Here is a 22,559-nt window from a genome sequence, read left to right as displayed (position 1 = left end):
GGCCCGCGGTGGGCGGGCTACGGGGTCATGGGGCGGCCCACCAGTTCTCGCAGGACGTCTTCCATGGTCACGAGGCCCGCCGGCTTGTCGGCCTCGTCGAGTACCGCCGCCAGGTGCGTCCGGCTGCGGCGCATCGCGGTGAGGACGTCGTCCAGCGGCGTCGCCGCCCGGGCCCGGGCGATCGGCCGCAGGGCGGACACCGGGAAGGGGACGTCGCGCGGCGTGACGTCCAGCGCGTCCTTGACGTGCAGATAGCCCAGGATGCGGCGCTCGGCGTCGAGCACGGGGAAGCGGGAGTACCCGGTCCGCGCCGCCAGCGCCTCCAGCTCCTCCGGAGTGGTGCCCACCTCGGCGTACACCACCTTCTCCGCTGGCATCACGACGTCCCGGACGGGGCGCCGGCCCAGCTCCAGGGCGTCGTGCAGCCGCTCGGTGGCCCGGTCGTCCAGCAGTCCCGCGTCGCCCGAATCTGTGACCATCCGGGCCAGCTCGTCGTCCGAGAACGTCGCGGCGACCTCGCCCTTGGCCTCCACCCGCAACAGCTTGAGCAGGGCGTTCGCGAAGGAGTTGATCGCGAAGATCACCGGCCGCAGCGCCCGCGCGACCGTCACCAGGGGCGGCCCGAGCAGCAGCGCCGATCGGGTCGGCTCGGCGAGAGCGATGTTCTTCGGCACCATCTCGCCGAGCAGCATGTGCAGATACGTCGCCAGGGCCAGGGCGATCGCGAACGAGATCGTCGCGGCCACGCCGTGCGGCACGCCCATCGCGTTGAACACCGGTTCGAGCAGGTGCTCGATGGCCGGCTCGGCGACGATGCCGAGGACCAGGGTGCAGAGCGTGATGCCGAGCTGCGCCGCCGCGAGCATCGCGGAGACGTGCTCAAGGCCCCAGATGACGCTGCGCGCCCGCCGGTTCCCGGAGTCGGCCAGCGGCTCGATCTGGCTGCGGCGTACCGAGATCAGGGCGAACTCGGCGCCGACGAAGAAGGCGTTGACGACCAGGGTCAGCAGACCGATCAACAGCTGGACGGCGATCATCGGCCGGCCTCCCCGGACTCGTCGTGGGTGTCGTGCGCGGGGGCGTGCAGCAGGACGCGCGCGGCGCGGCGGCCCGAGGCGTCGACGACGTCGAGGCGCCAGCCGGCCAGCTCCACGGTGTCTCCGGCGGCGGGGATGCGGCCGAGTTCCGTCGCGAGGACGCCCGCGAGCGTCTCGTACGGGCCGTCCGGCACCCGCAGGCCGATCGCGGCCAGCTGGTCCGTACGGGCGGCGCCGTCGGCGGACCACAGCTCGCGCCCGTCGGCGTCGTCGCCGGCCCGCGCCAGGTCGGACGTCTCGTGCGGATCGTGCTCGTCGCGTACCTCTCCCACGACCTCCTCGACGATGTCCTCGAGCGTGACGACTCCGGCCGTGCCGCCGTACTCGTCGATGACGACGGCCATCGTCTGCTTGCCCGACAGGCGGTCGAGGAGCCGGTCCACGGTGAGGGTCTCGGGGACGAGCAGCGGCTCGCGCAGCATCTCGCCGATCCGGCGGCGGGGCCGCTCCTCGGCCGGTATCGCCAGCACGTCCTTGATGTGGGCGATGCCGACGACCGAATCGAGGTTGCCCCGGTAGACGGGGAAGCGGGACAGGCCGGTCGCGCGGGTCGCGTTGGCGACGTCCTCGGCGGTGGCCTGCACTTCGAGGGCGGTGACCTGCACGCGGGGCGTCATCACGTTCTCCGCGTTGAGCTCCGCCAGGTTGAGCGTACGGACGAACAGCTCGGCCGTGTCCGCCTCCAGGGCGCCCTCCTTCGCGGAGTGCCGGGCGAGCGCCACCAGCTCCTGCGGGGAGCGCGCGGAGGCGAGCTCCTCGGTCGGCTCCAGGCCGAGGCGGCGCAGGCTCCGGTTCGCGGTGTTGTTGAGATGGCTGATGAAGGGCTTGAAGGCGGCCGTGAACACGCGCTGCGGGGTGCCCACCACCTTCGCGACGGCGAGCGGCGAGGAGATCGCCCAGTTCTTGGGGACGAGCTCGCCGACGACCATCAGGACGACGGTCGACAGGGCGGTGCCCAGGACGAGGGCGACCGAGGACGCCGTCGAGGCCGAGAGCCCGATCGACTCCAGGGGGCCGCTGATCAGCGCGGCGATCGAGGGCTCGGAGAGCATGCCGACGACCAGGTTGGTCACGGTGATGCCCAGCTGCGCGCCGGAGAGCTGGAAGGTGAGCGAGCGGACGGCCTTGAGCGCGCCTGACGCGCCGCGCTCACCGCGCTCCACGGCGGCTTCGAGCTCGCCGCGCTCGACCGTGGTCAGCGAGAACTCGGCCGCGACGAACGCGCCGCACGCGAGCGCGAGCAGGAGCGCCACCACGAGCAGAAGCACTTCGGTCATCGGTTCACCTCCGTCCCATGATCAGTCAGCGGGAGAGGGATCGCGCGATGTCGGCGGTCGGAACCAGTGCTACTGGGAGGCTCGCCCATGGGCGGACGCTCACACCTTTCGGTCGTCGGGAGGAAGGGACACCATGGTAAAGGATCGGCAAAGCAGGGTCGTGATCACCCCGAGCATCCCCCTGAGGATCCCGGCGGTCAGCCTGCCGACCGGTCCGCGAGCGGCTTCACCCAGCGGCGCCAGCGCTCCTCGCGCGCGTACCCGGCGGCCGTCCACAGCGCCTGCCCCGTCCCGTTCGCCTCCAGGACCATGGCGTCCGCCCGCCGCCCGCCGAGCGCGAGGAACCTCTCCTCGGCCGCGCGCAGCAGCGCGGTCGAGATCCCGCGGCGGCGGTACGAGGGCAGCACGGCGAGCCGGTAGAGGGAGGCGCGCCAGCCGTCCCAGCCGGCGATCACGGAGCCGACGATCACGCCCTCGGCGAGGGCGAGGATCAGGGCGTCGGGGTCGCGCTCGACCAGCCGGATCACCCCGTTCACGTCGTCCGAGATGGACGTGCCCTCGGCGGACTCCTTCCAGAAGGCGAGGACGGCCTCGGCGTCGGCGGGTACGGCGGGACGTATCTGGAGGTCGATCATGACCGGATCCCATCACGTGGCGCGCGGTCGCTGCCAGGGATTACCGCCGGGCCGTGCCCAGGACGCAGGGGGAGGACGGCAGGCGTGGGCCCTGCTCCGGGATGTCGAAGGAGCGGTACGAGACGAGGTCGAATCCGGCCGCCGTGATCGCCGCGAGCGGGGTGCGGGAGGTGTGACAGCCGCCGAAGAGCAGCGGCCACACCGTGCGGTCGAGCCCCCGCTGCACCCGCGCGAGACCGGGTGTGTCCGCCGCCCCGTGCTCGAAGAACCGCAGCTCGCCGCCGGGACGCAGGACCCGCCGCAGCTCGGCGAGGGCCTCCGGCACGTTCCGTACGGTGCACAGCACCAGCGAGGCCACCGCCGTGTCGAAGGAGCCGTCCGGCGCCGGCAGCGCCTCGGCCGTGCCCGGCAGCACCGTCACCGGGACGGCGGCCCGGCGCCCGGCCTCCTCGGCGAGCCGGCGCAGATGGGGCTCCGGCTCGACGGCGACGACCTCGGTGACCCCGGCCGGGTAGTGCGCGAAGTTCAGGCCGTTCCCGGCCCCGATCTCGACGACCCGGCCGGTCAGCCCGGCGAGCAGCTCCGTCCGCAGCGCGCCGAGGCCGCCACGGGTGTCGGCCGAGGCGCTGAACCGGGCGTAGAAGCGGGCGAAGAGCGGATGGTGGACGTGCGGGGTCCGGGGCGCCGGACGGTTCGGAGTCATCGGAGCCGCCCCTCAGCCCGTCACGAAGCAGAACTCGTTGCCCTCCGGGTCCCGCATGACCTGGAAGGAGCCCTGCTCGTCGGTGACGAGCCCGCCGACCGTGACCGCCCCCAGCGGCAGCACCTCCTCGGCCGCCCGCGTCGGATCCGGCACCTCCACGTCGAGATGCAGCCGGTTCTTCGCGGTCTTGCCCTCCGGCACCCGCTGGAAGGCGATCCGTACGAACTCCGGCGGATCCACGTACGACCAGTCGGCACTCCGGTCGACGGGTTCGCCGCCGAGGAGCCCGGCCCAGAAGCGGACGAGGGCCGCCGGGGCGGCGCAGTCGAAGACGATCTCCTGAACGTGTGCGCGCATACGGTCAGCGTACGGAGAGGGGCGCGGCTTGCGCGTGCGGATGCGCGTGCGCCGTCAGCCCGCCGAGAGCGGCGCCGCCTGTGCCTCGGTGAACGCCTGCGCGTCCCACGTGCCGCCGAGCTCCCGCCCCAGCCAGCCGCCCGCCGCCGCCCGGAACTCCGCCGGGTCCAGCGCCCCCGAACCCTCCGGTACGGCTCCGAGCAGCGGAGCGCCCGCCGCCTCCGGCAGGTCCATGAGGTTGCAGCGCGCGGCGAGGTCCGGCGCGTCCGGCCAGCTGCCGACGACCACGCCGAGCTGCTCGATCCCGCGCGCCCGCAGCGCCTCGGCCGTCAGGGCCGTCGAGTTGAGCGTCCCCAGACCCGCCGGGGCCACCACCAGGACCGGCGCGCCGAGCAGCGCGGCGGCGTCCGCGAGCGTGCCGCCCTCCTCGTCGAAGCGGACGAGGAGGCCGCCCGCGCCCTCCACGAGCACCAGGTCGTGCTCCTCGGCCAGCTTCCGGGCGGCCTCGGCGACCTCCCCGGGGCCGACCGGCGCGAGCCCGGCCCGCCGGGCGGCCGTGCCCGGGGCCAGCGGCTCCGGGAAACGGCCCAGCTCGGCGGAGGTCGTGGCGCCGGAGAGACGTACGACCTCGTCCGCGTCGCCCGGCTCGTCAGGACCGATGCCCGTCTGGGCGGGCTTCAGTACCGCTACGGAGCGGCCGGCGGCCGTGGCCACTGCGGCGAGGGCTGCCGTGACGACGGTCTTGCCGATCTCCGTGCCGGTGCCGGTGACGACGATGGTGCCCATGGTTGCGTCCTTCCTTGTTCGGTGCGGGGGCTGCGGGTTCAGGCGCGGGAGCCTCTGGCGCTGGCAAGGGCGCCGTCCGTTGTGCCCACCCCGTTCCGGGGAACGAATGCCCGCAACGGGGTGGGCCCCCCGTCAGCCCGCCTGCGCCGCCGCCCGGACCGCCGTGCAGATCCGGGCCAGGTCCTCGTCGCCCGTCACGTACGGCGGCATCGCATAGATCAGGTCGCGGAACGGGCGCAGCCACACGCCCTCGCGGACCGCCGCGCGTGTCGCCGCCGCCATGTCGACCTCGTGGTCGAGCTGGACGACGCCGATCGCGCCGAGCACCCGCACCTCGCGGACGCCCGGGAGGTCGGACGCCGGGGCGAGACCGTCCCGCAGGCCCGCCTCGATCCGCTTGACCTCGACCTGCCAGTCCTGGGAGAGCAGCAGGTCGATCGAGGCGAGGGCGACCGCGGACGCCAGCGGGTTCCCCATGAAGGTCGGCCCGTGCGCCAGGACAGGGACCTCGCCGCGCGAGATCCCGTCGGCGACGCGGCTCGTGCAGAGCGTCGCCGCCATCGACAGATAGCCGCCGGTCAGCGCCTTGCCCACGCACATCACGTCGGGAGAGACCCCGGCCTGGTCCGCGGCGAACAGTGTCCCCGTCCGCCCGAACCCGGTCGCGATCTCGTCGAAGACGAGCAGCACGTCGTGCGCGTCGCAGGCCTCGCGCAGCACCCGCAGATACGCCGGGTCGTGGAAGCGCATGCCGCCCGCGCCCTGCACTACCGGCTCGACGACCACCGCGGCCAGCTCGTGCGCGTGCTCGGCGATCCCGGCCCACAGCTGCTCCGCGTACGACTCCTCGTACGCAGCCGGCGGGGCGTCCGTGAACACCTGCCGCTGGAGCACCCCCGACCACAGCTCGTGCATCCCGCCCTGCGGGTCGCACACGGACATCGGCTGCCAGGTGTCCCCGTGGTAGCCGCCGCGCCAGGTGAAGAGCCGCTGCTTCTCGGGGCGGCCCAGGGACCGCCAGTACTGCAGGCACATCTTGGCCGCGACCTCGACGGAGACCGAGCCCGAGTCGCTGAGGAAGACGTGCCGCAGCGGCTCAGGGGTGATCTCCACGAGCCGGGAGGCGAGCCGGACGGCCGGCTCGTGGGTGAGCCCGCCGAACATGACGTGGCTCATCTTGTCCAGCTGGCCGCGCACCGCCTCGTTGAGCACGGGGTGGTTGTAGCCGTGGACCGCCGACCACCACGAGGACATGCCGTCGACCAACTCGTCCTGGCCCTCGACGGGTTCGGCGAGCCGGAGCCGCACGCCGGACGCGGACGCGACGACCAGCGGCTCCGTACGGCCCGGCATGGGGCCGTACGGATGCCAGACGTGCGCTCGGTCCAGCGCGAGCAGTTCGTCGTTACGCATTCGGCGCGAGGTCCGTGCCTGCGCCCCGGCGGCGCACGGCCACCAGGTCGGTGCGGGCCTCGTTCGTCCGGGGCTCTTCGGCGACGGGCGCCGCGTGACCGCCGCAGGGACCGCAGCCGCCGGCCTCCTCCGTGTGCGAGCCGCAGCCGGCCGAGGCCTCCGAGCCGCAGCCCGCCGAGGCCGCGGAGCCGCAGCCGCCCGTCGCGCCCGCCGCCGCGAGCGCGTCCGCGCGGTGCTTCGGCAGCGTGGTCGTGCCCGCGCCCTCCACCTCGAAGCCCGCGTCCGCGATCATGTCCAGGTCGGCCTGGCCGGCCTGGCCCTCGCTGGTCAGGTAGTCGCCGAGGAAGATCGAGTTCGCGATGTTCAGCGCGAGCGGCTGCATCGAGCGCAGGTGCACCTCGCGGCCGCCGGCGATCCGCACCTCGACGTCGGGGCAGACGAACCGGACCATCGCGAGGATCCGCAGGCAGCGCTGCGGGGTGAGGTTCCACTCCTTGGCGAGCGGGGTGCCCTCGAACGGGATCAGGAAGTTGACCGGCACCGAGTCCGAGTCGAGCTCACGCAGCGCGTAGACGACGTCGACCAGGTCCTCGTCGCTCTCGCCCATGCCCGCGATCAGACCCGAGCAGGCCGACAGACCGGCGGCGTGCGCCTTCTGCACGGTGTCCACGCGGTCCGCGTACGTGTGGGTCTTGGTGATGTCCCCGTACGTCGCCTCGGACGTGTTCAGGTTGTGGTTGTACGCGTCGGCGCCGGCCTCCCGCAGCCGCTCCGCCTGGCCGTCGGAGAGCAGACCGAGACAGGCGCACACCTCGACGCCCTCGTTCTGCTCCTTGATCGCCTCGATCGTCTTGCCGACGCGCTCCACGTCCCGGTCCGTCGGGCCGCGGCCGCTGGCCACCAGGCAGACCCGCTTGGCGCCGCCGGCGACACCCGCCGCCGCGGCCTGCGAGGCCTCGTCCGGCTTCAACCAGGTGTACTTGAGGATCTCGGCCTTCGAGCCGAGCCGCTGCGAGCAGTACGAGCAGTCCTCGGGACAGAGACCGGACTTCAGATTGACCAGGTAGTTCAGCTTCACCCGGCGCCCGAACCACTGACGGCGCACCTTGCCGGCCGCCGCCACCACCTCGAGCAGTTCGTCGTCGGAGGTCGCCAGCACGGCGAGCGCTTCTTCACGGGTCGGCAGCTCGCGCCGCAGCCCCTTCTCCACCAGCGTGTTCAGCAGGTCCATAACCGCAGATCCTTGCCTACCGCCCGCCCCCGGGCCAAGGAGGATCCGAACAAACGCCCCCGATAGAGGTGTGTGGATGACCACATCCCGACCTCGGCGTCCTGCGGTTAGGGTCTGTGCGCTGCCTACAAAAGGATCGCCGCATGCCACGGGACGAGGACGCACGCGCCGGGGGCGCCGAGGACGCACGGGCCGGGGGCCCGCGCCGTACCGCCTTCGACTGGACCGACGCCGAGGCGCGCCGCCGGGCCGAGGCCGGTCTCGTCCGGACGCTGCGGCCCCGGGCGGCCGAGTCGGACGTCCTGGACCTGGCGAGCAACGACTACCTCGGGCTCACCCGCCGCGCCGAGGTCACCGAGGCGGCGGCCGAGGCGGCCAGGCGCTGGGGCGCCGGCGCCACCGGCTCGCGGCTCGTCACCGGCACCACCCGGCTGCACACCCGCCTGGAGCGCGAGCTCGCCGAGTTCTGCGGTTTCGAGGCGGCCCTCGTCTTCTCCTCCGGCTACGCCGCGAACCTCGCCGCGCTCACCGCGCTCTCCGGCCGGGACTCCCTGATCGTCTCCGACGCCGCCAACCACGCCTCGATCGTGGACGGCTGCCGCCTCGCGCGCGCCGAGACCGCGGTCGTCCCGCACACCGACGCCGAGGCCGTCGCCAAGACCCTGGACACCCACCCGGGGCGCCGGGCGCTCGTCGTCAGCGACTCCGTCTTCTCCGTCGACGGCGACAAGGCCCCGCTCCGCGGGCTCGCCGAGGCCTGCCGGGCGCACGGCGCCGGGCTCGTCGTCGACGACGCCCACGGCTTCGGCGTCCTCGGCGACGGCGGCCGGGGCGCGCTGCACGAGGCCGGGCTCGCGGGCGACGAGGACGTCGTCGCCACCCTCACCCTCTCGAAGTCCCTCGGCAGCCAGGGCGGCGCCGTCCTCGGCCCGGCCCGGGTGATCGAGCACCTGGTGAACGCCGCCCGCACCTTCATCTTCGACACCGGGCTCGCGCCGGCCGCCGCGGGCGGGGCGCTCGCGAGCCTGCGGCTGATCGCCGCCGAGCCGGGGCTCGCCGAGCGGGCCCGTACCGTCGCCACCACCCTGCACCGGCTGCTCACGGAGGCCGGGCTCACCTCGGCCCGTCCCGACGCGGCCGTCGTCTCGGTCCACGCCCCTTCCCCGGAGGCGGCGCTGCGCTGGGCGGCGGACTGCCGCGAACAGGGCCTGGCGGTCGGCTGCTTCCGGCCGCCGTCCGTCCCCGACGGCATCTCGCGGCTGCGCCTGACGGCGCGGGCCGATCTGACGGACGCGGAGATCGCACGCGCGGTGGAAACGATCCTGCGGACCGCGCCGACGGTCTGACGTCCCATCGGGAGCTCCAAGGGCGTTCCCGGGCCGCAGAGTTCACCGCTTCGGGCGACAGATGGGGACATATCTTGGTGGAACGCCTGCCGGGGCGGCACGATCGGTGGGACTCTGGCGCGAAGCGCGATCCGGGGCAGAAGCCCCGGCGGGAAAGGGACAGCGTCGCCATGGCAGACCATCAGGAAGCATCCGTCACTCTGCCGAGCGATCCCGCGTCGGTCCCCACCGCCCGGCGGTTCGTCGCGGAGGTCCTCGACGGGTGGGGCCTCGGCGGTGCCGACGACCTGGCGGACGCGATCCGCCTGATGGTCTCGGAACTGGCCACCAACGCCGTCCTGCACACCTTCGGGCAGTCGCCCACCTTCACGGTCGACGTCCGTCTGGAGCGCGAGGAGCGCCTCCACATCGGCGTCACCGACAGCCACCCGCGCTGGCCCCGCCGTCTGCCCGCTGCGGTCCAGCAGGACAACGGCCGGGGCATGGTCATCATCCGCTCCCTGGCGGCGGAGGCGGGTGGCCGCCTGTCGGTCACCCCGACCGAGGAGGGCGGGAAGACGGTCTGGATCACCCTCCCGTGGACCTCCGCCCCACTCGCCAGCTGCTAGCGGTCCGTCTGTACGCTCGCGCGATGAGCACATACGAAGGCGTCCACCCCACCGTTCCCGTGCGGGTGGGAGAGCGTGCGGCGGAGATCGACGAGCTGTTGGCGCCCGCGATCGAGGCGATCTGGCGCTGTGGCTTCGACACCTGGACCTGCTGCCAGGACGTCGGCGAGTCCAACGAGAGCTGGGTGGAGAAGCTGCCGCACATGGCGGCGTACGTGGAGTCGCGGCGCGGCTGGATGCTCATCGACTTCCCCGTCGACAGCGGCCTCGCGTTCCTCTCGGCAGTGGCGAACGCGGGTCCCCGCGACGACTTCTACGTCCGGATGGGGCACTGGGCCGCCCCCGACGCGTGGGACGTCGGCATCAAGCCGATGGACGTGGCGCTGTTCGACGAGACACAGGCCTCGCGCTTCCGTCCGCAGCTGCTCCAGGTGAACTTCCCCGCGTACGACCTTCCGGAGCTGACCCGGCGGCTCCACGCGTACGAGGCGGGTGAGCTGGTCCCGCCGGGGCCCATCGACCTCAGCAGCGTGGGCCGCTGACCGGCCGGGACCGTGAGGGGTGCGGCGGCGCCACCGCACCCCTCACGCACGGACCGCTAAGGCCGCCGGATCACCGGACGCGGCCGTAGTAGACCTTCGACGTCCAGATCGGGTCGAGCTTCACCCAGGATCCCGTCTTGGGCGAGTGCCAGATCTTGCCGCTGCCGGCGTAGATGCCCACGTGGTAGACGCTCCCGCCGGAGTGGAAGAAGACCAGGTCCCCCTTCTGTCTGCTGGACGCGGAGATGTGCCGGGTGTTGTTGTACTGCTGCTGCGCGGTGCGGGGCAGCGACTTGCCCGCCTGCTTGTACGCGTAGAGCGTCAGACCGGAGCAGTCGAACCGGGTGGGTCCCGCGCTCCCGTACCGGTACGGGGCTCCCTTCTTGGACGCGGCGACGCTCAGTGCCTTGTTCGCGTAGGTGGTCGCCGCCTGGGCCTCGGGTGCCGCACCTGGTGCGAGCATCGTGCCGCCGACGGCGGCGAGGGTGAGAGCCGTGACGGCTCCGGCCCGGGACAGCAGGGACGGGACGTGCATCTGCGCAGTCATGCGCAACCCTTCGTCAGCCGCCTGCGAAGGATGACCTGTCGGGTTCGGGCTGGCGAAGATGCCCGGCCGCGGCTGCGGCTTCACCCCAAGGGACGGCCCCGCTGCGGAAACAGCGCGTACGTCCCGTACTGCCTGGGTCCTCCACTCCTGCCGATCCACTCCTGTCGACCAGACATCCGGGACAGCGGCAGGACTCGGCGTCCGCCCGGACCGCCCCGCCTCGGATGGCGGGGGCTTGTCGTCGACAGGGATCTTGACCCACACCCAGGGCGAATTCCGAGCTGAAACGGCGATATGTGAGGCTCCTCACGACTGATCCATTCGGGTGGACAGGGTGCTTTCGTGATCACCGGAGGTTTGGCCTACGAGGCCCGCACCAGCGGTGGAACGCCCCATTCCGCCAGATGCGTACACCTGTTGCGCAACTCACCCGACGCATATGTCGACTCATCGACTACGCCGAACGGGGGAGCGATTCTGCGTTGCGTGTCGGCCGTACGGACCTCGACACGACATGCCGGAATGTCAACTCGCCCGTGTGCGGGGGACGGTGACGCGGCCGGTGCGGCGCTCGCCGTCCAACACCCGCAGGGCGCGCGCCAGTGTGTCCGTGTGCACCTCGCTCTCGCCCCGCATATGCATGAGCGTCAGAGCCTCGCGCAACGCCTCCGCGCGTCCCACCAGGGCCTGTGCCGCCCGCAGTGCCCCATAGGTATGCGTACCCCTGGATGGGTTGATCTTCCCAAGAAGATCGACGACTTCGAGGTACGCGTCGATCAACTCGCCCTCGGCCCGGGTCAGCGCGGGCAGCGGCGGCAGCTCGGGCACCACGGCCGGCTCACCGTGCCGCGCCGGCGTCGCGCCGGTTCGTGATCACGTGGTCCACCAGGCCGTACGCGAGGGCCGCCGGCGCGTCCAGGACGGTGAGGCGGTCGATGTCGGCGTCGATCCGGTCCCTGCTCTGCCCGGTGTACTCGGTGAGCATCCCGGCCACCAGGGCGCGCAGCCGGAGCAGCTCGCGCGCGTGGATGTCGAGGTCGCTCGGCTGTCCCTGGAGGGGTTCGTCCATGGCCGGCTGGCGGAGGGCGACCCGGGCGCCGGGGAGGACGAGCCGCTTGCCGGGGGTGCCGGCGGCGAGGAGGACGGCGGCGGTGGAGGTGGCCTGGCCGAGGCAGGTGGTCTCCACGTCGCAGGAGAGCGTCCGCATCGTGTCGTGGATCGCGGTCATGGCGCTGATCGAGCCGCCGGGCGAGTTGATGTAGAGCGCGATGTCCTGGCCGGGGGCGGCGTAGTCGAGGTGCAGGAACTGGGCGATGACGTCGTTGGCCGAGGTCTCGTCGATCGGGGTGCCGAGGAAGACGATCCGGGACGCGAGGAGCTTCGAGTACGGGTCGAGCGTTCGCGTTCCGAACGAGGTCCGCTCCGTGAACTCGGGCAGGACGTGGCGGGCATCCATGGCTGAGCACCTCCAGCTGTCTGTAAAAAATGTACAGGACGTACAGACCGTAAGATGAGGAGCATGACCTACGAGATCCCGGTGACGCAAGCGCGGGCTGAGCTCGCCGACCTCATCAACCGCGTCGTCTACGGCGGTGAGCGCGTCGTCGTCACCCGCCACGGGAAGCCGCTCGTCGCCCTGGTCTCCGCCGCTGACCTGGAAGAACTCGAGGCGGCGGAGAAGCCGGCCGACGAGCAGGTGGTCAGCTCGCTCTCCGGTCTGCACCCGGTCGACTCCGCTCCCGGCGAACAGCGCCGCTTCGGCATCGCCGCCCACCACCGCGAGCCCGGTACCTCCTGACGCGCCCCCGCACGGAAGAGCCGCGCACCCCCGTCCGCTACAGCGGGGGTGCGCGGCCGTCCTCGGGCGGGGACCTCGGCTCACCGGCACCGGAGCCTGGGCCGGAGGGCTCACCGCTTCCACCCTGCAGCGCCGCACGCCGAGCGCGGCCGCGCTTCCGCGGCAAGGAGGAGCTGATCTGGGCCATCGCGGCCGAGGCCTTCGCCGGGATCCGGAGTGCCTTCGAGGAGGCGTCCCGGGCCACCCCGCCACCCACCCCCGACGTCCTCCTCGGCACCGTGCTCCGGGTCCTCCTGGAGGAGCGGGTCGAGGGCGCGGACCGGCAGGCCTTCGCGCGGCTGATCATCCAGGTGTGGACCGAGACCCTGCGCAACGAGCAGCTGGCCGAGACCCTCGCCGAGGGCTGCCAGGGGATGCGGGTCGCCTGGACGAGGCTTGTGACCGCCTATCGCGACAGCGGCCTCCTGCGCGCCGACGTCCCCGCCGACCATGTGGCCCGCACCCTCATCGCCACCGCCCAGGGCTTCATCGCCCAGCAGGCGCTCTTCGGCGACGTGGCCGTCGAGGTTCTCCAGGACGGGCTGCGTGGCCTGATGTCGATGTCCGTGGCCGGGGATGACGGGCCAGTCTGATGATCATGAGAACGCAAAGGCCGAGTTAACGAGCCGGAAAAACTTCCGCCCTAACGTGCAATGTCTGGCCGCGCACCGCATCTCCGCAGTTCAACAGAGTGTTGACGGTCGGTAGGGTCCCCAGCTGTCCGGGTCCCGTCCCGGTCGACGACTGTGAGGTGGAAGAGTGCAACTGAGCCCGCACGAGCAGGAACGCCTGCTCATCCATGTGGCGGCCGACGTGGCCGAGAAGCGCCGGGCCCGCGGTGTGCGGCTCAACCACCCCGAGGCCGTCGCGCTCATCACCTCCCACATCCTGGAAGGCGCCCGGGACGGCCGGACGGTCGCCGAGCTGATGGCCTCCGGGCGCAAGGTGCTCACCCGGGACGAGGTCATGGACGGCATCCCGGAGATGATCCACGACGTCCAGGTCGAGGCCACCTTCCCGGACGGCACCAAGCTCGTCACCGTCCACGACCCCATCGTCTGAACGGGCGGCCGCCGATGATCCCCGGAGAGATCCTGTATGCGGAGGGGCCGGTGACCCTCAACGAGGGGCGCCCCGTCACCCGCCTCACCGTCCTCAACGCCGCCGACCGGCCCGTCCAGGTCGGCTCCCACTACCACTTCGCCGAGGTCAACCCCGGCCTGGACTTCGACCGTGCCGCCGCCCGCGGGCAGCGGCTGCACATCGCCGCCGGGACCGCCGTCCGCTTCGAACCCGGCATCCCCGTCGAGGTCGAGCTCGTGCCGATCGCCGGCCGCCGGATCGTCCCCGGCCTGCGCGGCGAGACCGCGGGCCCCCTCGACACCCCCGTACCGGACCAGGACAAGGACGGCGACCGTGCCTGACCTCCACCGCGCCGTCTACGCCGACCTGTTCGGCCCCACCACCGGCGACCGCATCCGGCTCGCCGACACCGACCTGCTCGTCGAGATCGAGGAGGACCGCTGCGGCGGCCCCGGCCGCGCCGGCGAGGAAGCCGTCTTCGGCGGCGGCAAGGTCGTCCGCGAGTCCATGGGCCAGGCCCGCACCACCCGCGCCGAGGGCGCCCCCGACACCGTCATCACCGGCGCCGTCGTCATCGACCACTGGGGCGTCGTCAAGGCGGACATCGGCATCCGCGACGGCCGGATCACCGCCCTCGGCAAGGCCGGCAACCCCGACACCATGGACGGCGTCCACCCCGGCCTCGTCATCGGCCCCGAGACCGAGATCATCGTCGGCAACGGCCGCATCGTCACCGCCGGGGCCGTCGACACCCACGTCCACTTCATCTCGCCGACCGTCGTCGAGCAGGCCCTCGCCACCGGCGTCACCACCCTCGTCGGCGGCGGCACCGGCCCCGCCGAGGGCACCAAGGCGACCACGATCACCCCCGGCCCCTGGCACATGGCCCGGATGTTCGAGGCCCTGGACACCTTCCCCGTCAACATCGGCCTGCTCGGCAAGGGCAACACCATGTCCCGGGAGGCGATGCACTCCCAGCTGCGCGGCGGCGCCCTCGGCTTCAAGATCCACGAGGACTGGGGCGCCACCCCCGCCGTCATCGACGCCTGCCTGAGCGTGTGCGAGGAGACCGGCGCCCAACTGGCCATCCACACCGACACCCTGAACGAGGCGGGGTTCGTCGGCGACACCCTCGCCGCCATCGCCGGCCGCACCATCCACGCGTACCACACGGAGGGCGCCGGCGGGGGGCACGCCCCCGACATCATCACCGTCGTCTCCGAGCCGCACGTCCTGCCCAGCTCGACCAACCCGACCCGGCCGCACACCGTCAACACCATCGAGGAACACCTCGACATGCTGATGGTCTGCCACCACCTCAACCCGGCCGTCCCGGAGGACCTCGCCTTCGCCGAGTCCCGCATCCGGCCGTCCACCATCGCCGCCGAGGACGTCCTCCACGACCTGGGGGCCATCTCGATCATCTCCTCCGACTCCCAGGCCATGGGCCGGATCGGCGAGGTCATCATGCGGACCTGGCAGACCGCCCACGTCATGAAGAAGCGCCGCGGCGCCCTTCCCGGCGACGGCCGCGCCGACAACCACCGGGCCCGCCGCTACGTCGCCAAGTACACGATCAACCCGGCCGTCGCCCAGGGCATGGGCCACCTCATCGGCTCCGTCGAGCCCGGCAAGCTCGCCGACCTGGTCCTCTGGGAGCCCGCCTTCTTCGGCGTGAAGCCGCTCGTCGTCGTCAAGGGCGGCCAGATCGCGTACGCGCAGATGGGCGACGCCAACGCCTCCATCCCCACGCCCCAACCGGTCCTGCCCCGCCCGATGTTCGGCGCGCTCGGCCGGGCCGCCGCGGCCGGATCGGTCAACTTCGTCGCCCAGGCCGCCATCGAGGACGACCTGCCCCGGAAGCTCGGGCTGCACAAGGAGTTCACCGCCATCGGCTCCACCCGGCGGGTCACCAAGGCCGACATGCGCGAGAACGACGCCCTGCCCCGGGTCGAGGTCGACGCCGACACCTTCTCGGTGACCATCGACGGCGAACCGGTCGAACCGGCCCCCGCCGCCGAACTCCCCATGGCCCAGCGCTACTTCCTCTTCTGATGGCCATGCGCTCGGCTCTCCTCGTGCTCGCCGACGGGCGGTTCCCCGCCGGCGGGCACGCCCACTCGGGCGGCGCCGAGGCCGCCGTCAAGGCCGGCCGCCTCAAGGACGCCGCCGACCTGGAGTCCTTCTGCCGGGGCCGGCTGCACACCACGGGCCTCACCTCGGCGGCGCTCGCCGCCGGGGCCGTGCACGGACTCGACCCGTACGAGCTCGACGCCGCGGCCGATGCCCGCACCCCCTCGGCGGCCCTGCGCACGGTCTCACGCCGGCTCGGCCGCCAGCTGATGCGGGCCGCCCGCGCCACCTGGCCGAGCCCTGAACTCGACGCGCTGGCCGCCGCGTTCCCGCGCGGCGCCCACCAGCCCGTCGTCCTCGGAACCGCCGCGCGCGCCGCCGGGCTCGGGCCCGAGGAGGCGGCGCACTGCGTCGCGTACGAGACGGTCGGCGGCCCGGCGACCGCCGCCGTCCGCCTCCTCAGCCTCGACCCCTACCAGGCCACCGCCGTCCTCGCCCGCCTCGCACCCGAGATGGACCAGGTCGCCGAGCGCGCCGCCGCGGCCGCCCGGCAGGGCGTCGACGCCCTGCCCGCGGCCTCCGCGCCCCTGCTCGACCTCACGGCCGAACAGCACGCGGCCTGGCCGGTGCGCCTCTTCGCCTCCTAGCACGCAGACCCCCCCCAGGAGCCCCCCATGCACCTCGACCACGCCCACACCCACCACGGCGCCGTCTCCGCCGACGCCCACCGGCCCGACGGCACCCGCCGCGCCCTGCGCATCGGGCTCGGCGGACCCGTCGGCTCCGGCAAGACCGCCACCGTCGCCGCCCTCTGCCGGACCCTGCGCGACACCCTCTCCCTCGCCGTCGTCACCAACGACATCTACACCCGCGAGGACGCCGAGTTCCTGCTCCGCGAGGCCGTCCTGCCCCCCGAGCGCATCCAGGCCGTGGAGACCGGCGCCTGCCCGCACACCGCCATCCGCGACGACATCTCCGCCAACCTCGAAGCCGTCGAAGAGCTGGAAGACACCGTCGGACCGCTCGACCTCATCCTCGTCGAGTCCGGCGGCGACAACCTCACCGCCACCTTCTCCAAGGGGCTCGTCGACGCCCAGATCTTCGTCATCGACGTCGCCGGCGGCGACGACATCCCCCGCAAGGGCGGCCCCGGCGTCACCACCGCCGACCTCCTCGTGATCAACAAGACCGACCTCGCCCCGCACGTCGGCTCCGACCTGGAGCGGATGGCCCGCGACGCGAAGGAGCAGCGCGGCGAACTGCCCGTCGCCTTCACCTCCCTGCGCGGCGAGAGCGGCGTCGCGCCCGTCGCCGACTGGGTCCGGGCGCAGCTCGCGGCATGGACCGCGTGAGCCTGCGAGCCACCGCCTGGATCGCCGCCGCCGCCGACGGCGGGCTGCCGCTCCTGGTGAGCGACGGCCCCCTCGCGCTGCGCCGCACCAGGGCCGCCGGACCGTACACCCGGGTCACCGTCGTCGGCGCGATGAGCGCCCCGCTCGGCGGTGACCGGCTCGCGATCGAGACCGAGGTACGGGACGGGGCCCGGCTCCTGGTCGACTCGGCCGCCGCCACCCTGGCCCTGCCCGGCCCGAGCGCCGAACCCGCCTCGTACGACGTGCGGATCTCCGTCGGTGACGGCGCGGTCCTCCGCTGGCTGCCCGAGCAGCTCGTCTCCGCCGCCGACTCGCACCTGCGGATGCGCACCACCGTCGACCTGGCGCCCACGGCCCGTCTCGTCCTGCGAGAGGAACAGGTCCTCGGCCGGTACGGCGAAGCGCCCGGCACCCTCACCACCCGGCTCACCGTCCGCCGCGCCGGCCGCCCCCTGTTCGACCAGGAGCTGGCCTTCGGCCCCGGCGCGCCCGGCGGCTGGGACGGCGCCGCCGTCCTCGGCGGCCACCGGGCCACCGGCCAACTCCTCGTCGTCGACCCGGCGTTCGCCGACAAGCCGGTCGAAGCGAGGCCGTACGGGGAGATGGCGGTGGTCAGTCCGCTCGCCGGACCCGCCGCCCTCGCCACCGCCGTCGCCCCGGACGCGCTCGCGCTGCGCCGGCTCCTCGACGCGGCCTTGTCCGAACTCGCCCCGTTCTGACCCTTCCCAGAACCTGTACCGCTCAGCGGTACACCGTTCACCGGTTATTGGTTTGGCAAAGGAACAGGTGTACGCCCTTACATCCTGAGCCCCACGGACGAAAGGATCCCCCGGACACACAGACTCCTTCAGGGGGAGGACCATTGAGACGCACAGCAGTGCTCGGCTCCGCCGGCACTCTGATAGCGGGCACGCTCATGGCGACCGCGCTCGCCGCGCCGACGGCCGGTGCCGTCACCGGCCAGGACCGTAACGACGAGGCGCGCGGCGCGACCATCGCCGCCGAGCGTGCCGCGAAGGCCGGCATCGACTGGCAGGACTGCCCGGCCGACTGGGGCTTCGCCGCACCCATCCAGTGCGGCTGGGTCACCGTCCCGGTCGACTACGCCAAGCCGAACGGCAAGAAGATCAAGCTCGCCGTGGACCGCGCCGTGTCCACCGGCACCCCGGCCGAGCGCCAGGGTGCCCTGCTCTACAACCCGGGCGGCCCCGGCGGTTCCGGCCTGCGCTTCCCGCGCCGGGTCACCACCAAGAGCCCGCTCTGGGTGAACACCGCGAAGGCGTACGACTTCGTGGGCTTCGACCCGCGCGGCGTCGGCCACTCGGCGCCCATCTCCTGCGTCGACCCGACCGAGTACGTCAAGGGCCCGAAGCTCGACCCGGACCCGGTCACCGAGGCGGACAAGCTCGCCCAGCGCAAGCTGGCCGCCGAGTACGCCAAGGGCTGCGCCGAGAAGAGCGGCGACATGCTGCCCTACATGACGACGCGCAACACCGCCCGTGACCTCGACGTCATCCGGGCCGCGCTCGGCGAGAAGAAGCTCAACTTCATCGGTGTCTCCTACGGCACCTACCTGGGCGCCGTCTACGGCACGCTGTACCCGAACCACGTGCGCCGCATGCTGGTCGACAGCGTGGTCAACCCGGCGAAGAGCAACATCTGGTACCAGGCCAACCTGGAGCAGGACATCGCCTTCGAGGGCCGCCTCAAGGACTGGATGACCTGGGTCGCCCAGAACGACGCCACCTTCCACCTCGGCGACACCCTGGCGAAGGTCCAGCAGCAGTGGGTGACCCTGCGCGCCGCCGCCAAGAAGGAGCCCCTGGGCGGCAAGGTCGGACCGGCCGAGCTCATCGGCTTCTTCCAGAGCGCGCCGTACTACGACTCCTCGTGGGTCCCGGTCGCGCAGGCCTGGAGCGCGTACGCCGCGGGCGACCCGCAGCCGCTGATCGACGGCGCCGCGGCCGACCTCACGGACACGGCCGGCAACATCGCGTCGGAGAACGGCAACGCCGTCTACACCGCCGTCGAGTGCGCCGACTCGGCCTGGCCGACCAACTGGAACAAGTGGGACCTGGACAACACCCGGCTCCACGAGCAGTACCCGTTCATGACCTGGACGAACGCCTGGATGAACCTGCCGTGCGCCACCTGGTCCGCGCCGCGGCAGAAGCCGACCCAGGTCAAGACCGGCAAGGGCCTGCCGCCGGTGCTCATCGTCCAGTCCGAGCGCGACGCGGCGACGCCGTACGTCGGCGCGGTCGAGCTGCACAAGCGCTTCAAGGGCTCGCGTCTCATCACCGAGAAGAACGCGGGTTCGCACGGCGTCACCAGCCTGGTGAACCCGTGCATCAACACCAAGGTCGAGACGTACCTGCTCACCGGCAAGGTGGACAGCCAGGACGTGACGTGCGAGCCGCACGCCACGCCCAAGCCGTAACGCTCCGCGCGGTGTGAAGGGAGGGGCGGCCGTCCGACGGCCGCCCCTCTCGTCATGCCCGGGACGCCAGCCAGGCGTCCTCGGCCGCGTAGTCGAAGAAGTCCACCTGGTACTTCGCGAGACCCGGGAACGCCTCCCGCCACTCCCGTCCCTTCAGGTGCCCGGTCAGCCACTCGACCGTCTCCGGCAGCGACTCCGCGTACGACACGACCGGCCGGTAGCCCAACTCCCGCTCGGCCGCCGTCATGTCGTAGACGATGGGATGAGGCGAGGTCCACGGGGTGAGCCCCACGAGGTCCTCCGGGGGCGCCCCTTCGATCAGCACCGTTTCGCTCTCCACGCCCAGGACGGCGTCGATGGCCGCCCCGATCTCCGCCACCGTCGGCGCCTCCGGGTCGGCGCCGTTCAGCACCCGGCTGCCCGGGTCGGCCGCTGCGAGCCGGACGAGCTCCGCGAGGTTGTCCACGTGGGCCGGGTGGAACCGCGAGGTGCCGCCGTACGACAGCAGGCGCACCGGCCTCCCGTCGAGCGCCCGCTTCACGAACCACAGCTCGCGCGGCCCCGGGCAGTACGGGCCGTGGATCGCGCCCGCCCGCAGCAGCGTCGTCGGCAGCGTCTCGCCCGCCGCGAGCAGCTCCCGCTCCAGAGCGATCTTCCGCGTGCCGTACGTGGTGTCGCCCGGCGCCACCGTCCGCCAGTCCTCCGCGACCGGCACCGGGAAGGCGGGGAAGCCGTCCGGCTGGTCCTGGGTGTCGAAGCTGCGGCCCCGCGCGTCCTCGTAGACGGCGCCGCTCGACACCACCACCGCCGAACCGATCCGGTCGGCGAGACCGGTCAACTGCCGTCCGTGCCCGCCGTCGTAGGCGACGATGTCCACGAGCACGTCACAGCCGTCACCGAGCCCTGCCGCCAGCGCGCCCTCCTCGTTCCGGTCGAGCCGCACCGAACGGACCTCGTCCGGCCACCTGTCGTCCCGTGCGCCGCCCCGCGAGGCGGCCGTCACCTCCCAGCCGTCCGCGACGAGCGCCCGCACGGCCGCCCGCCCCACCTGTCCCGTCGCACCCAGCACGAACGCGTTGCCCTTGGTCATGCAGGGGACGCTACGGCTGCCCCGGGCGGCGGCCCAGGGGATTGCGCCGTGCGCGGATCCGCCCTCAGCGTTCCCCGCACGGGAACTATTCGGAGGGCCCGGACTCCGCGGCCTTCACCACCGCCGCGTACTCGTCCACGTACTCCTGACCCGACAGCCGCAGGATCGCGTACATGATCTCGTCCGTCACCGCGCGGACCACCGCCCGCTCACCCGCCGACCCGGCGAACCGGGAGAAGTCCAGCGGCTCCCCGAACCGGATGGTGACCCGGCGGATCCTCGGCACCACCTTCCCCGGCGGCTGGATCTCGAAGGTCCCCACCATCGCGCAGGGCACCACCGGGACACCGGCGGTCAGCGCCATCACCGCCACCCCGACCTTGCCCTTGTAGAGCCGTCCGTCGTGCGAACGCGTCCCCTCGGGATAGATCCCGAGGAGCTCGCCCCGGCCGAGGACGCCGAGCCCCTCCCGGATCGCCGCCTTCCCGGCCTCCTTCCCCGACCGGTCGACCGGGATCTGCCCGGCGGCCCGGAAGAACGCCGCCGTGAGCCGGCCCTTCAGTCCGGGACCCGTGAAGTACTCCTGCTTCGCGAGGAAGGTGATCCGCCGGTCGAGCACGACCGGCATCAGGAAGTGGTCGGAGAAGGAGAGATGATTGCCCGCGACGATCGCGGCCCCCTCCTCCGGTATGTGCGCGAGCCCCTCGATCCTCGGCCGGAACAGCAGCTTGAGGAGCGGCCCGAGCAGGACGTGTTTCATCAGCCGGTAGAACACGCGCGACCCCCGTTTCGTCGTCCGTCACGCCCGTTGTATCCCCGCACGCGCGCGTGGTCCACTGGTGGGGGAGCGTCACATGACAGGCGAGCGCGGGGTCAGGCGCCCCGGCCGCGTCCTCACCGCGCTGCTGTGCGCGCTGACGGCGGCCGGGCTGTACGGCTGCTCCGGCTCGGGCCCGTCGGAGCCCAGCCCCAGGCCGACCACCGCGCCCGCCACCGGCCTCCCACCCTTCACCGGCCTCTCACCCTTCACCGGGCTCCCCGCCAAGCCGGCCCCCGTCCTCGCCGTGAAGATCGACAACGTGCCGGCCGCCCGCCCCCACACCGGACTCGGCGCCGCCGACCTCGTCTACGTCGAACAGGTCGAGGGCGGGGTCACCCGGCTCCTCGCCGTCTACTCCTCCCACCTGCCCGCACGCGCCGGCCCGGTCCGCAGCGCCCGCGAGTCCGACATCGCCCTGCTCGGCGACTTCGACCGCCCGGCCCTCGCCTACTCCGGCGCCCAGACCGCGCTGACCCCGCTCCTCCGGGCCGCGCCCCTCGACCTCGTCACCGAGAGCTCCGCACCCCAGGCCTTCCAGCGCTCCTCGCAGCGACCCGCCCCGCACAACCTCTACGCGCGCCCCGGCCGCGCACTCGCCGCCGCGCCCGGGGCCGGCGACGCGAGGGACATCGGGCTCCGCTTCGGGCCCGCCCCGCCCGGCGGCACCCCGGCCACGACCTCGGCCGTCCGCTACCCGGCGGCCCGCTACACCTTCACCTGGTCCCCCGCCGACCACGCCTGGAAGGTGGCCATGGACGGCCGCGAGGCCCGCGCCACCGACACGGGCCCGCTCACCCCGGAGACGGTCGTCGTCCAGCACGTCACGATCCGCCCGTCCCGCTTCCACGACCGGTTCGGCTCGGTCTCCCCGTACAGCGAGACCGTCGGCAGCGGGACCGCCCTCGTCCTGCGCGACGGACGCGCCTACGAGGCCCGCTGGTCCCGGCCCTCGGCCGGCTCCGGCACCACCTTCACCACCCCGGCCGGGACACGCCTGCCCTTCGCCCCGGGCCAGACCTGGATCGTGCTGGCCCCGCGTTCCTAGGGGGTGTCCTGCCTGATCGGCAAGACACCCCTAGGGCCGGTCAGGACGTCGAGGCCGGCGGGCGGGGCGGGGGAGGGGGTGGTACGGAGCTGTCCGCCGCCGCCATCCCGATCGTCGCCACGACCAGCAGCACCAGGCCGAACCACAGCCAGCCGCTGCTGCCGAGCGCCACCGTGTAGGTCGTCGTCAGCACCAGCGCGGCGCACGTCAGCACCGTCATCGTCTTCGTGGGACCGGACATAAGCCCGCCCTCCTC

26 protein-coding genes, 1 pseudogene and 1 riboswitch are annotated in these 22,559 nt (G+C 72.9%); of the genes and pseudogenes, 13 read left to right on the top strand and 14 right to left on the bottom strand.

Annotated features, from left to right (window positions below; genetic code table 11):
• Window positions 1–17: 17 nt before the first annotated feature.
• The 8 genes from ACZ7HT_RS10810 to bioB form a co-directional block, all read right to left on the bottom strand.
• Window positions 18–1,037, bottom strand: a complete 1,020-nt coding sequence (locus ACZ7HT_RS10810) for a hemolysin family protein (RefSeq protein WP_471162787.1) — start codon at window positions 1,035–1,037, stop codon at window positions 18–20.
• Complete coding sequence (locus ACZ7HT_RS10805) at window positions 1,034–2,374, bottom strand: hemolysin family protein (protein WP_471162784.1); 1,341 nt, start codon at window positions 2,372–2,374, stop codon at window positions 1,034–1,036. Before ACZ7HT_RS10805 ends, ACZ7HT_RS10810 begins: the two co-directional genes overlap by 4 nt.
• Window positions 2,375–2,571: 197 nt before the next feature.
• Window positions 2,572–3,009 (bottom strand): GNAT family N-acetyltransferase, encoded by a 438-nt coding sequence (locus ACZ7HT_RS10800; RefSeq protein ID WP_471162781.1) that lies wholly within the window; start codon window positions 3,007–3,009, stop codon window positions 2,572–2,574.
• Between the two features lie 40 nt (window positions 3,010–3,049).
• A complete protein-coding gene (locus ACZ7HT_RS10795) occupies window positions 3,050–3,712 on the bottom strand; it encodes a class I SAM-dependent methyltransferase (protein WP_471162778.1) in 663 nt (220 codons plus the stop codon).
• A gap of 12 nt (window positions 3,713–3,724) precedes the next feature.
• On the bottom strand, window positions 3,725–4,069 hold the full coding sequence (locus ACZ7HT_RS10790; protein ID WP_471162776.1) for a VOC family protein: 345 nt from the start codon (window positions 4,067–4,069) through the stop codon (window positions 3,725–3,727).
• A 54-nt stretch (window positions 4,070–4,123) separates the two neighbouring features.
• The gene (bioD, locus tag ACZ7HT_RS10785; RefSeq protein ID WP_471162773.1) at window positions 4,124–4,855 is read right to left on the bottom strand and encodes a dethiobiotin synthase; all 732 of its coding nucleotides are present in this window, start codon (window positions 4,853–4,855) and stop codon (window positions 4,124–4,126) included.
• Window positions 4,856–4,987: 132 nt separating this feature from the next.
• A complete protein-coding gene (locus tag ACZ7HT_RS10780) occupies window positions 4,988–6,268 on the bottom strand; it encodes an adenosylmethionine--8-amino-7-oxononanoate transaminase (RefSeq protein ID WP_471162770.1) in 1,281 nt (426 codons plus the stop codon).
• A complete protein-coding gene (gene bioB, locus ACZ7HT_RS10775; protein ID WP_471162768.1) occupies window positions 6,261–7,499 on the bottom strand; it encodes a biotin synthase BioB in 1,239 nt (412 codons plus the stop codon). The genes ACZ7HT_RS10780 and bioB overlap by 8 nt, the downstream gene beginning before the upstream one ends.
• A gap of 143 nt (window positions 7,500–7,642) precedes the next feature.
• Here bioB and ACZ7HT_RS10770 point away from each other — a divergent pair, with 143 nt between their 5' ends.
• The 3 genes from ACZ7HT_RS10770 to ACZ7HT_RS10760 all read left to right on the top strand — a co-directional run bounded on the left by ACZ7HT_RS10770 (window position 7,643) and on the right by ACZ7HT_RS10760 (window position 9,995).
• Window positions 7,643–8,845 (top strand): 8-amino-7-oxononanoate synthase, encoded by a 1,203-nt coding sequence (locus ACZ7HT_RS10770; protein ID WP_471162766.1) that lies wholly within the window; start codon window positions 7,643–7,645, stop codon window positions 8,843–8,845.
• Window positions 8,846–9,015: 170 nt separating this feature from the next.
• Window positions 9,016–9,453, top strand: coding sequence for an ATP-binding protein (locus tag ACZ7HT_RS10765; protein WP_471162764.1), 438 nt, complete (start codon window positions 9,016–9,018; stop codon window positions 9,451–9,453).
• Between the two features lie 23 nt (window positions 9,454–9,476).
• On the top strand, window positions 9,477–9,995 hold the full coding sequence (locus tag ACZ7HT_RS10760) for a hypothetical protein (protein WP_471162762.1): 519 nt from the start codon (window positions 9,477–9,479) through the stop codon (window positions 9,993–9,995).
• A 70-nt stretch (window positions 9,996–10,065) separates the two neighbouring features.
• On the opposite strand, the gene ACZ7HT_RS10755 is transcribed toward ACZ7HT_RS10760, so the two are convergent.
• The 3 genes from ACZ7HT_RS10755 to ACZ7HT_RS10745 form a co-directional block, all read right to left on the bottom strand.
• Window positions 10,066–10,542, bottom strand: coding sequence for a C40 family peptidase (locus tag ACZ7HT_RS10755; protein ID WP_471162759.1), 477 nt, complete (start codon window positions 10,540–10,542; stop codon window positions 10,066–10,068).
• Window positions 10,543–10,545: 3 nt separating this feature from the next.
• A riboswitch (cyclic di-AMP (ydaO/yuaA leader) is annotated at window positions 10,546–10,667 on the bottom strand.
• Between the two features lie 400 nt (window positions 10,668–11,067).
• Entirely contained in the window at window positions 11,068–11,373 is a 306-nt protein-coding gene (locus ACZ7HT_RS10750) for a hypothetical protein (RefSeq protein WP_471162757.1), read from the bottom strand.
• Window positions 11,374–11,380: 7 nt separating this feature from the next.
• Entirely contained in the window at window positions 11,381–11,998 is a 618-nt protein-coding gene (locus ACZ7HT_RS10745) for an ATP-dependent Clp protease proteolytic subunit (RefSeq protein WP_471162754.1), read from the bottom strand.
• A 63-nt stretch (window positions 11,999–12,061) separates the two neighbouring features.
• Here ACZ7HT_RS10745 and ACZ7HT_RS10740 point away from each other — a divergent pair, with 63 nt between their 5' ends.
• The 9 genes and pseudogenes from ACZ7HT_RS10740 (at window position 12,062) to ACZ7HT_RS10700 (ending at window position 19,348) form a co-directional block, all read left to right on the top strand.
• Entirely contained in the window at window positions 12,062–12,340 is a 279-nt protein-coding gene (locus tag ACZ7HT_RS10740) for a type II toxin-antitoxin system Phd/YefM family antitoxin (RefSeq protein WP_041128052.1), read from the top strand.
• Window positions 12,341–12,495: 155 nt separating this feature from the next.
• Window positions 12,496–12,972 (top strand): annotated as a pseudogene (locus ACZ7HT_RS10735) (TetR family transcriptional regulator C-terminal domain-containing protein); the annotation flags it as partial.
• A gap of 166 nt (window positions 12,973–13,138) precedes the next feature.
• Entirely contained in the window at window positions 13,139–13,441 is a 303-nt protein-coding gene (locus tag ACZ7HT_RS10730) for an urease subunit gamma (protein ID WP_030686168.1), read from the top strand.
• Between the two features lie 14 nt (window positions 13,442–13,455).
• Window positions 13,456–13,803 (top strand): urease subunit beta, encoded by a 348-nt coding sequence (locus ACZ7HT_RS10725; protein ID WP_471162749.1) that lies wholly within the window; start codon window positions 13,456–13,458, stop codon window positions 13,801–13,803.
• A complete protein-coding gene (locus ACZ7HT_RS10720; protein WP_471162747.1) occupies window positions 13,796–15,517 on the top strand; it encodes an urease subunit alpha in 1,722 nt (573 codons plus the stop codon). The genes ACZ7HT_RS10725 and ACZ7HT_RS10720 overlap by 8 nt, the downstream gene beginning before the upstream one ends.
• Window positions 15,517–16,182 carry an urease accessory protein UreF gene (locus ACZ7HT_RS10715; protein WP_471162745.1) on the top strand — a complete coding sequence of 222 codons (666 nt, stop codon included), beginning with the start codon at window positions 15,517–15,519 and terminating at the stop codon, window positions 16,180–16,182. Before ACZ7HT_RS10720 ends, ACZ7HT_RS10715 begins: the two co-directional genes overlap by 1 nt.
• Before the next feature lie 27 nt (window positions 16,183–16,209).
• A complete protein-coding gene (gene ureG, locus ACZ7HT_RS10710) occupies window positions 16,210–16,887 on the top strand; it encodes an urease accessory protein UreG (protein ID WP_471162742.1) in 678 nt (225 codons plus the stop codon).
• Complete coding sequence (locus tag ACZ7HT_RS10705; protein WP_471163104.1) at window positions 16,884–17,627, top strand: urease accessory protein UreD; 744 nt, start codon at window positions 16,884–16,886, stop codon at window positions 17,625–17,627. Before ureG ends, ACZ7HT_RS10705 begins: the two co-directional genes overlap by 4 nt.
• A 143-nt stretch (window positions 17,628–17,770) precedes the next feature.
• Window positions 17,771–19,348: an alpha/beta hydrolase gene (locus ACZ7HT_RS10700; RefSeq protein ID WP_471162739.1), complete on the top strand. Its 1,578-nt coding sequence runs from the start codon at window positions 17,771–17,773 to the stop codon at window positions 19,346–19,348.
• A 52-nt stretch (window positions 19,349–19,400) separates the two neighbouring features.
• On the opposite strand, the gene ACZ7HT_RS10695 is transcribed toward ACZ7HT_RS10700, so the two are convergent.
• Both ACZ7HT_RS10695 and ACZ7HT_RS10690 read right to left on the bottom strand, forming a co-directional pair.
• A complete protein-coding gene (locus ACZ7HT_RS10695) occupies window positions 19,401–20,438 on the bottom strand; it encodes an NAD-dependent epimerase/dehydratase family protein (RefSeq protein WP_471162736.1) in 1,038 nt (345 codons plus the stop codon).
• 85 nt (window positions 20,439–20,523) lie between these two features.
• Entirely contained in the window at window positions 20,524–21,213 is a 690-nt protein-coding gene (locus tag ACZ7HT_RS10690; RefSeq protein ID WP_471162734.1) for a lysophospholipid acyltransferase family protein, read from the bottom strand.
• Window positions 21,214–21,292: 79 nt separating this feature from the next.
• On the opposite strand from ACZ7HT_RS10690, the gene ACZ7HT_RS10685 reads away from it, so the two are divergent.
• Window positions 21,293–22,303: a DUF3048 domain-containing protein gene (locus ACZ7HT_RS10685; protein ID WP_471162731.1), complete on the top strand. Its 1,011-nt coding sequence runs from the start codon at window positions 21,293–21,295 to the stop codon at window positions 22,301–22,303.
• A 40-nt stretch (window positions 22,304–22,343) separates the two neighbouring features.
• Here ACZ7HT_RS10685 and ACZ7HT_RS10680 read toward each other — a convergent pair whose 3' ends face one another.
• Window positions 22,344–22,544, bottom strand: coding sequence for a hypothetical protein (locus ACZ7HT_RS10680; RefSeq protein WP_471162729.1), 201 nt, complete (start codon window positions 22,542–22,544; stop codon window positions 22,344–22,346).
• Between the last annotated feature and the right edge of the window lie 15 nt (window positions 22,545–22,559).

The sequence above is a fragment of the Streptomyces sp. NPDC037410 genome (assembly GCF_055602235.1).
Note: the sequence above shows the minus strand (reverse complement) of the source record. Positions and strands in the feature narration are given on the sequence as shown.

Bases quoted from the DNA above. Each gene is read 5' to 3' on its own strand.
- ACZ7HT_RS10810 (WP_471162787.1), bottom strand. From the start codon at position 1,037: ATGATCGCCGTCCAGCTGTTGATCGGTCTGCTGACCCTGGTCGTCAAC.
- ACZ7HT_RS10805 (WP_471162784.1), bottom strand. From the start codon at position 2,374: ATGACCGAAGTGCTTCTGCTCGTGGTGGCGCTCCTGCTCGCGCTCGCG.
- ACZ7HT_RS10800 (WP_471162781.1), bottom strand. From the start codon at position 3,009: ATGATCGACCTCCAGATACGTCCCGCCGTACCCGCCGACGCCGAGGCC.
- ACZ7HT_RS10795 (WP_471162778.1), bottom strand. From the start codon at position 3,712: ATGACTCCGAACCGTCCGGCGCCCCGGACCCCGCACGTCCACCATCCG.
- ACZ7HT_RS10790 (WP_471162776.1), bottom strand. From the start codon at position 4,069: ATGCGCGCACACGTTCAGGAGATCGTCTTCGACTGCGCCGCCCCGGCG.
- bioD (WP_471162773.1), bottom strand. From the start codon at position 4,855: ATGGGCACCATCGTCGTCACCGGCACCGGCACGGAGATCGGCAAGACC.
- ACZ7HT_RS10780 (WP_471162770.1), bottom strand. From the start codon at position 6,268: ATGCGTAACGACGAACTGCTCGCGCTGGACCGAGCGCACGTCTGGCAT.
- bioB (WP_471162768.1), bottom strand. From the start codon at position 7,499: ATGGACCTGCTGAACACGCTGGTGGAGAAGGGGCTGCGGCGCGAGCTG.
- ACZ7HT_RS10770 (WP_471162766.1), top strand. From the start codon at position 7,643: ATGCCACGGGACGAGGACGCACGCGCCGGGGGCGCCGAGGACGCACGG.
- ACZ7HT_RS10765 (WP_471162764.1), top strand. From the start codon at position 9,016: ATGGCAGACCATCAGGAAGCATCCGTCACTCTGCCGAGCGATCCCGCG.
- ACZ7HT_RS10760 (WP_471162762.1), top strand. From the start codon at position 9,477: ATGAGCACATACGAAGGCGTCCACCCCACCGTTCCCGTGCGGGTGGGA.
- ACZ7HT_RS10755 (WP_471162759.1), bottom strand. From the start codon at position 10,542: ATGACTGCGCAGATGCACGTCCCGTCCCTGCTGTCCCGGGCCGGAGCC.
- ACZ7HT_RS10745 (WP_471162754.1), bottom strand. From the start codon at position 11,998: ATGGATGCCCGCCACGTCCTGCCCGAGTTCACGGAGCGGACCTCGTTC.
- ACZ7HT_RS10740 (WP_041128052.1), top strand. From the start codon at position 12,062: ATGACCTACGAGATCCCGGTGACGCAAGCGCGGGCTGAGCTCGCCGAC.
- ACZ7HT_RS10725 (WP_471162749.1), top strand. From the start codon at position 13,456: ATGATCCCCGGAGAGATCCTGTATGCGGAGGGGCCGGTGACCCTCAAC.
- ACZ7HT_RS10715 (WP_471162745.1), top strand. From the start codon at position 15,517: ATGGCCATGCGCTCGGCTCTCCTCGTGCTCGCCGACGGGCGGTTCCCC.
- ureG (WP_471162742.1), top strand. From the start codon at position 16,210: ATGCACCTCGACCACGCCCACACCCACCACGGCGCCGTCTCCGCCGAC.
- ACZ7HT_RS10695 (WP_471162736.1), bottom strand. From the start codon at position 20,438: ATGACCAAGGGCAACGCGTTCGTGCTGGGTGCGACGGGACAGGTGGGG.
- ACZ7HT_RS10685 (WP_471162731.1), top strand. From the start codon at position 21,293: ATGACAGGCGAGCGCGGGGTCAGGCGCCCCGGCCGCGTCCTCACCGCG.
- ACZ7HT_RS10680 (WP_471162729.1), bottom strand. From the start codon at position 22,544: ATGTCCGGTCCCACGAAGACGATGACGGTGCTGACGTGCGCCGCGCTG.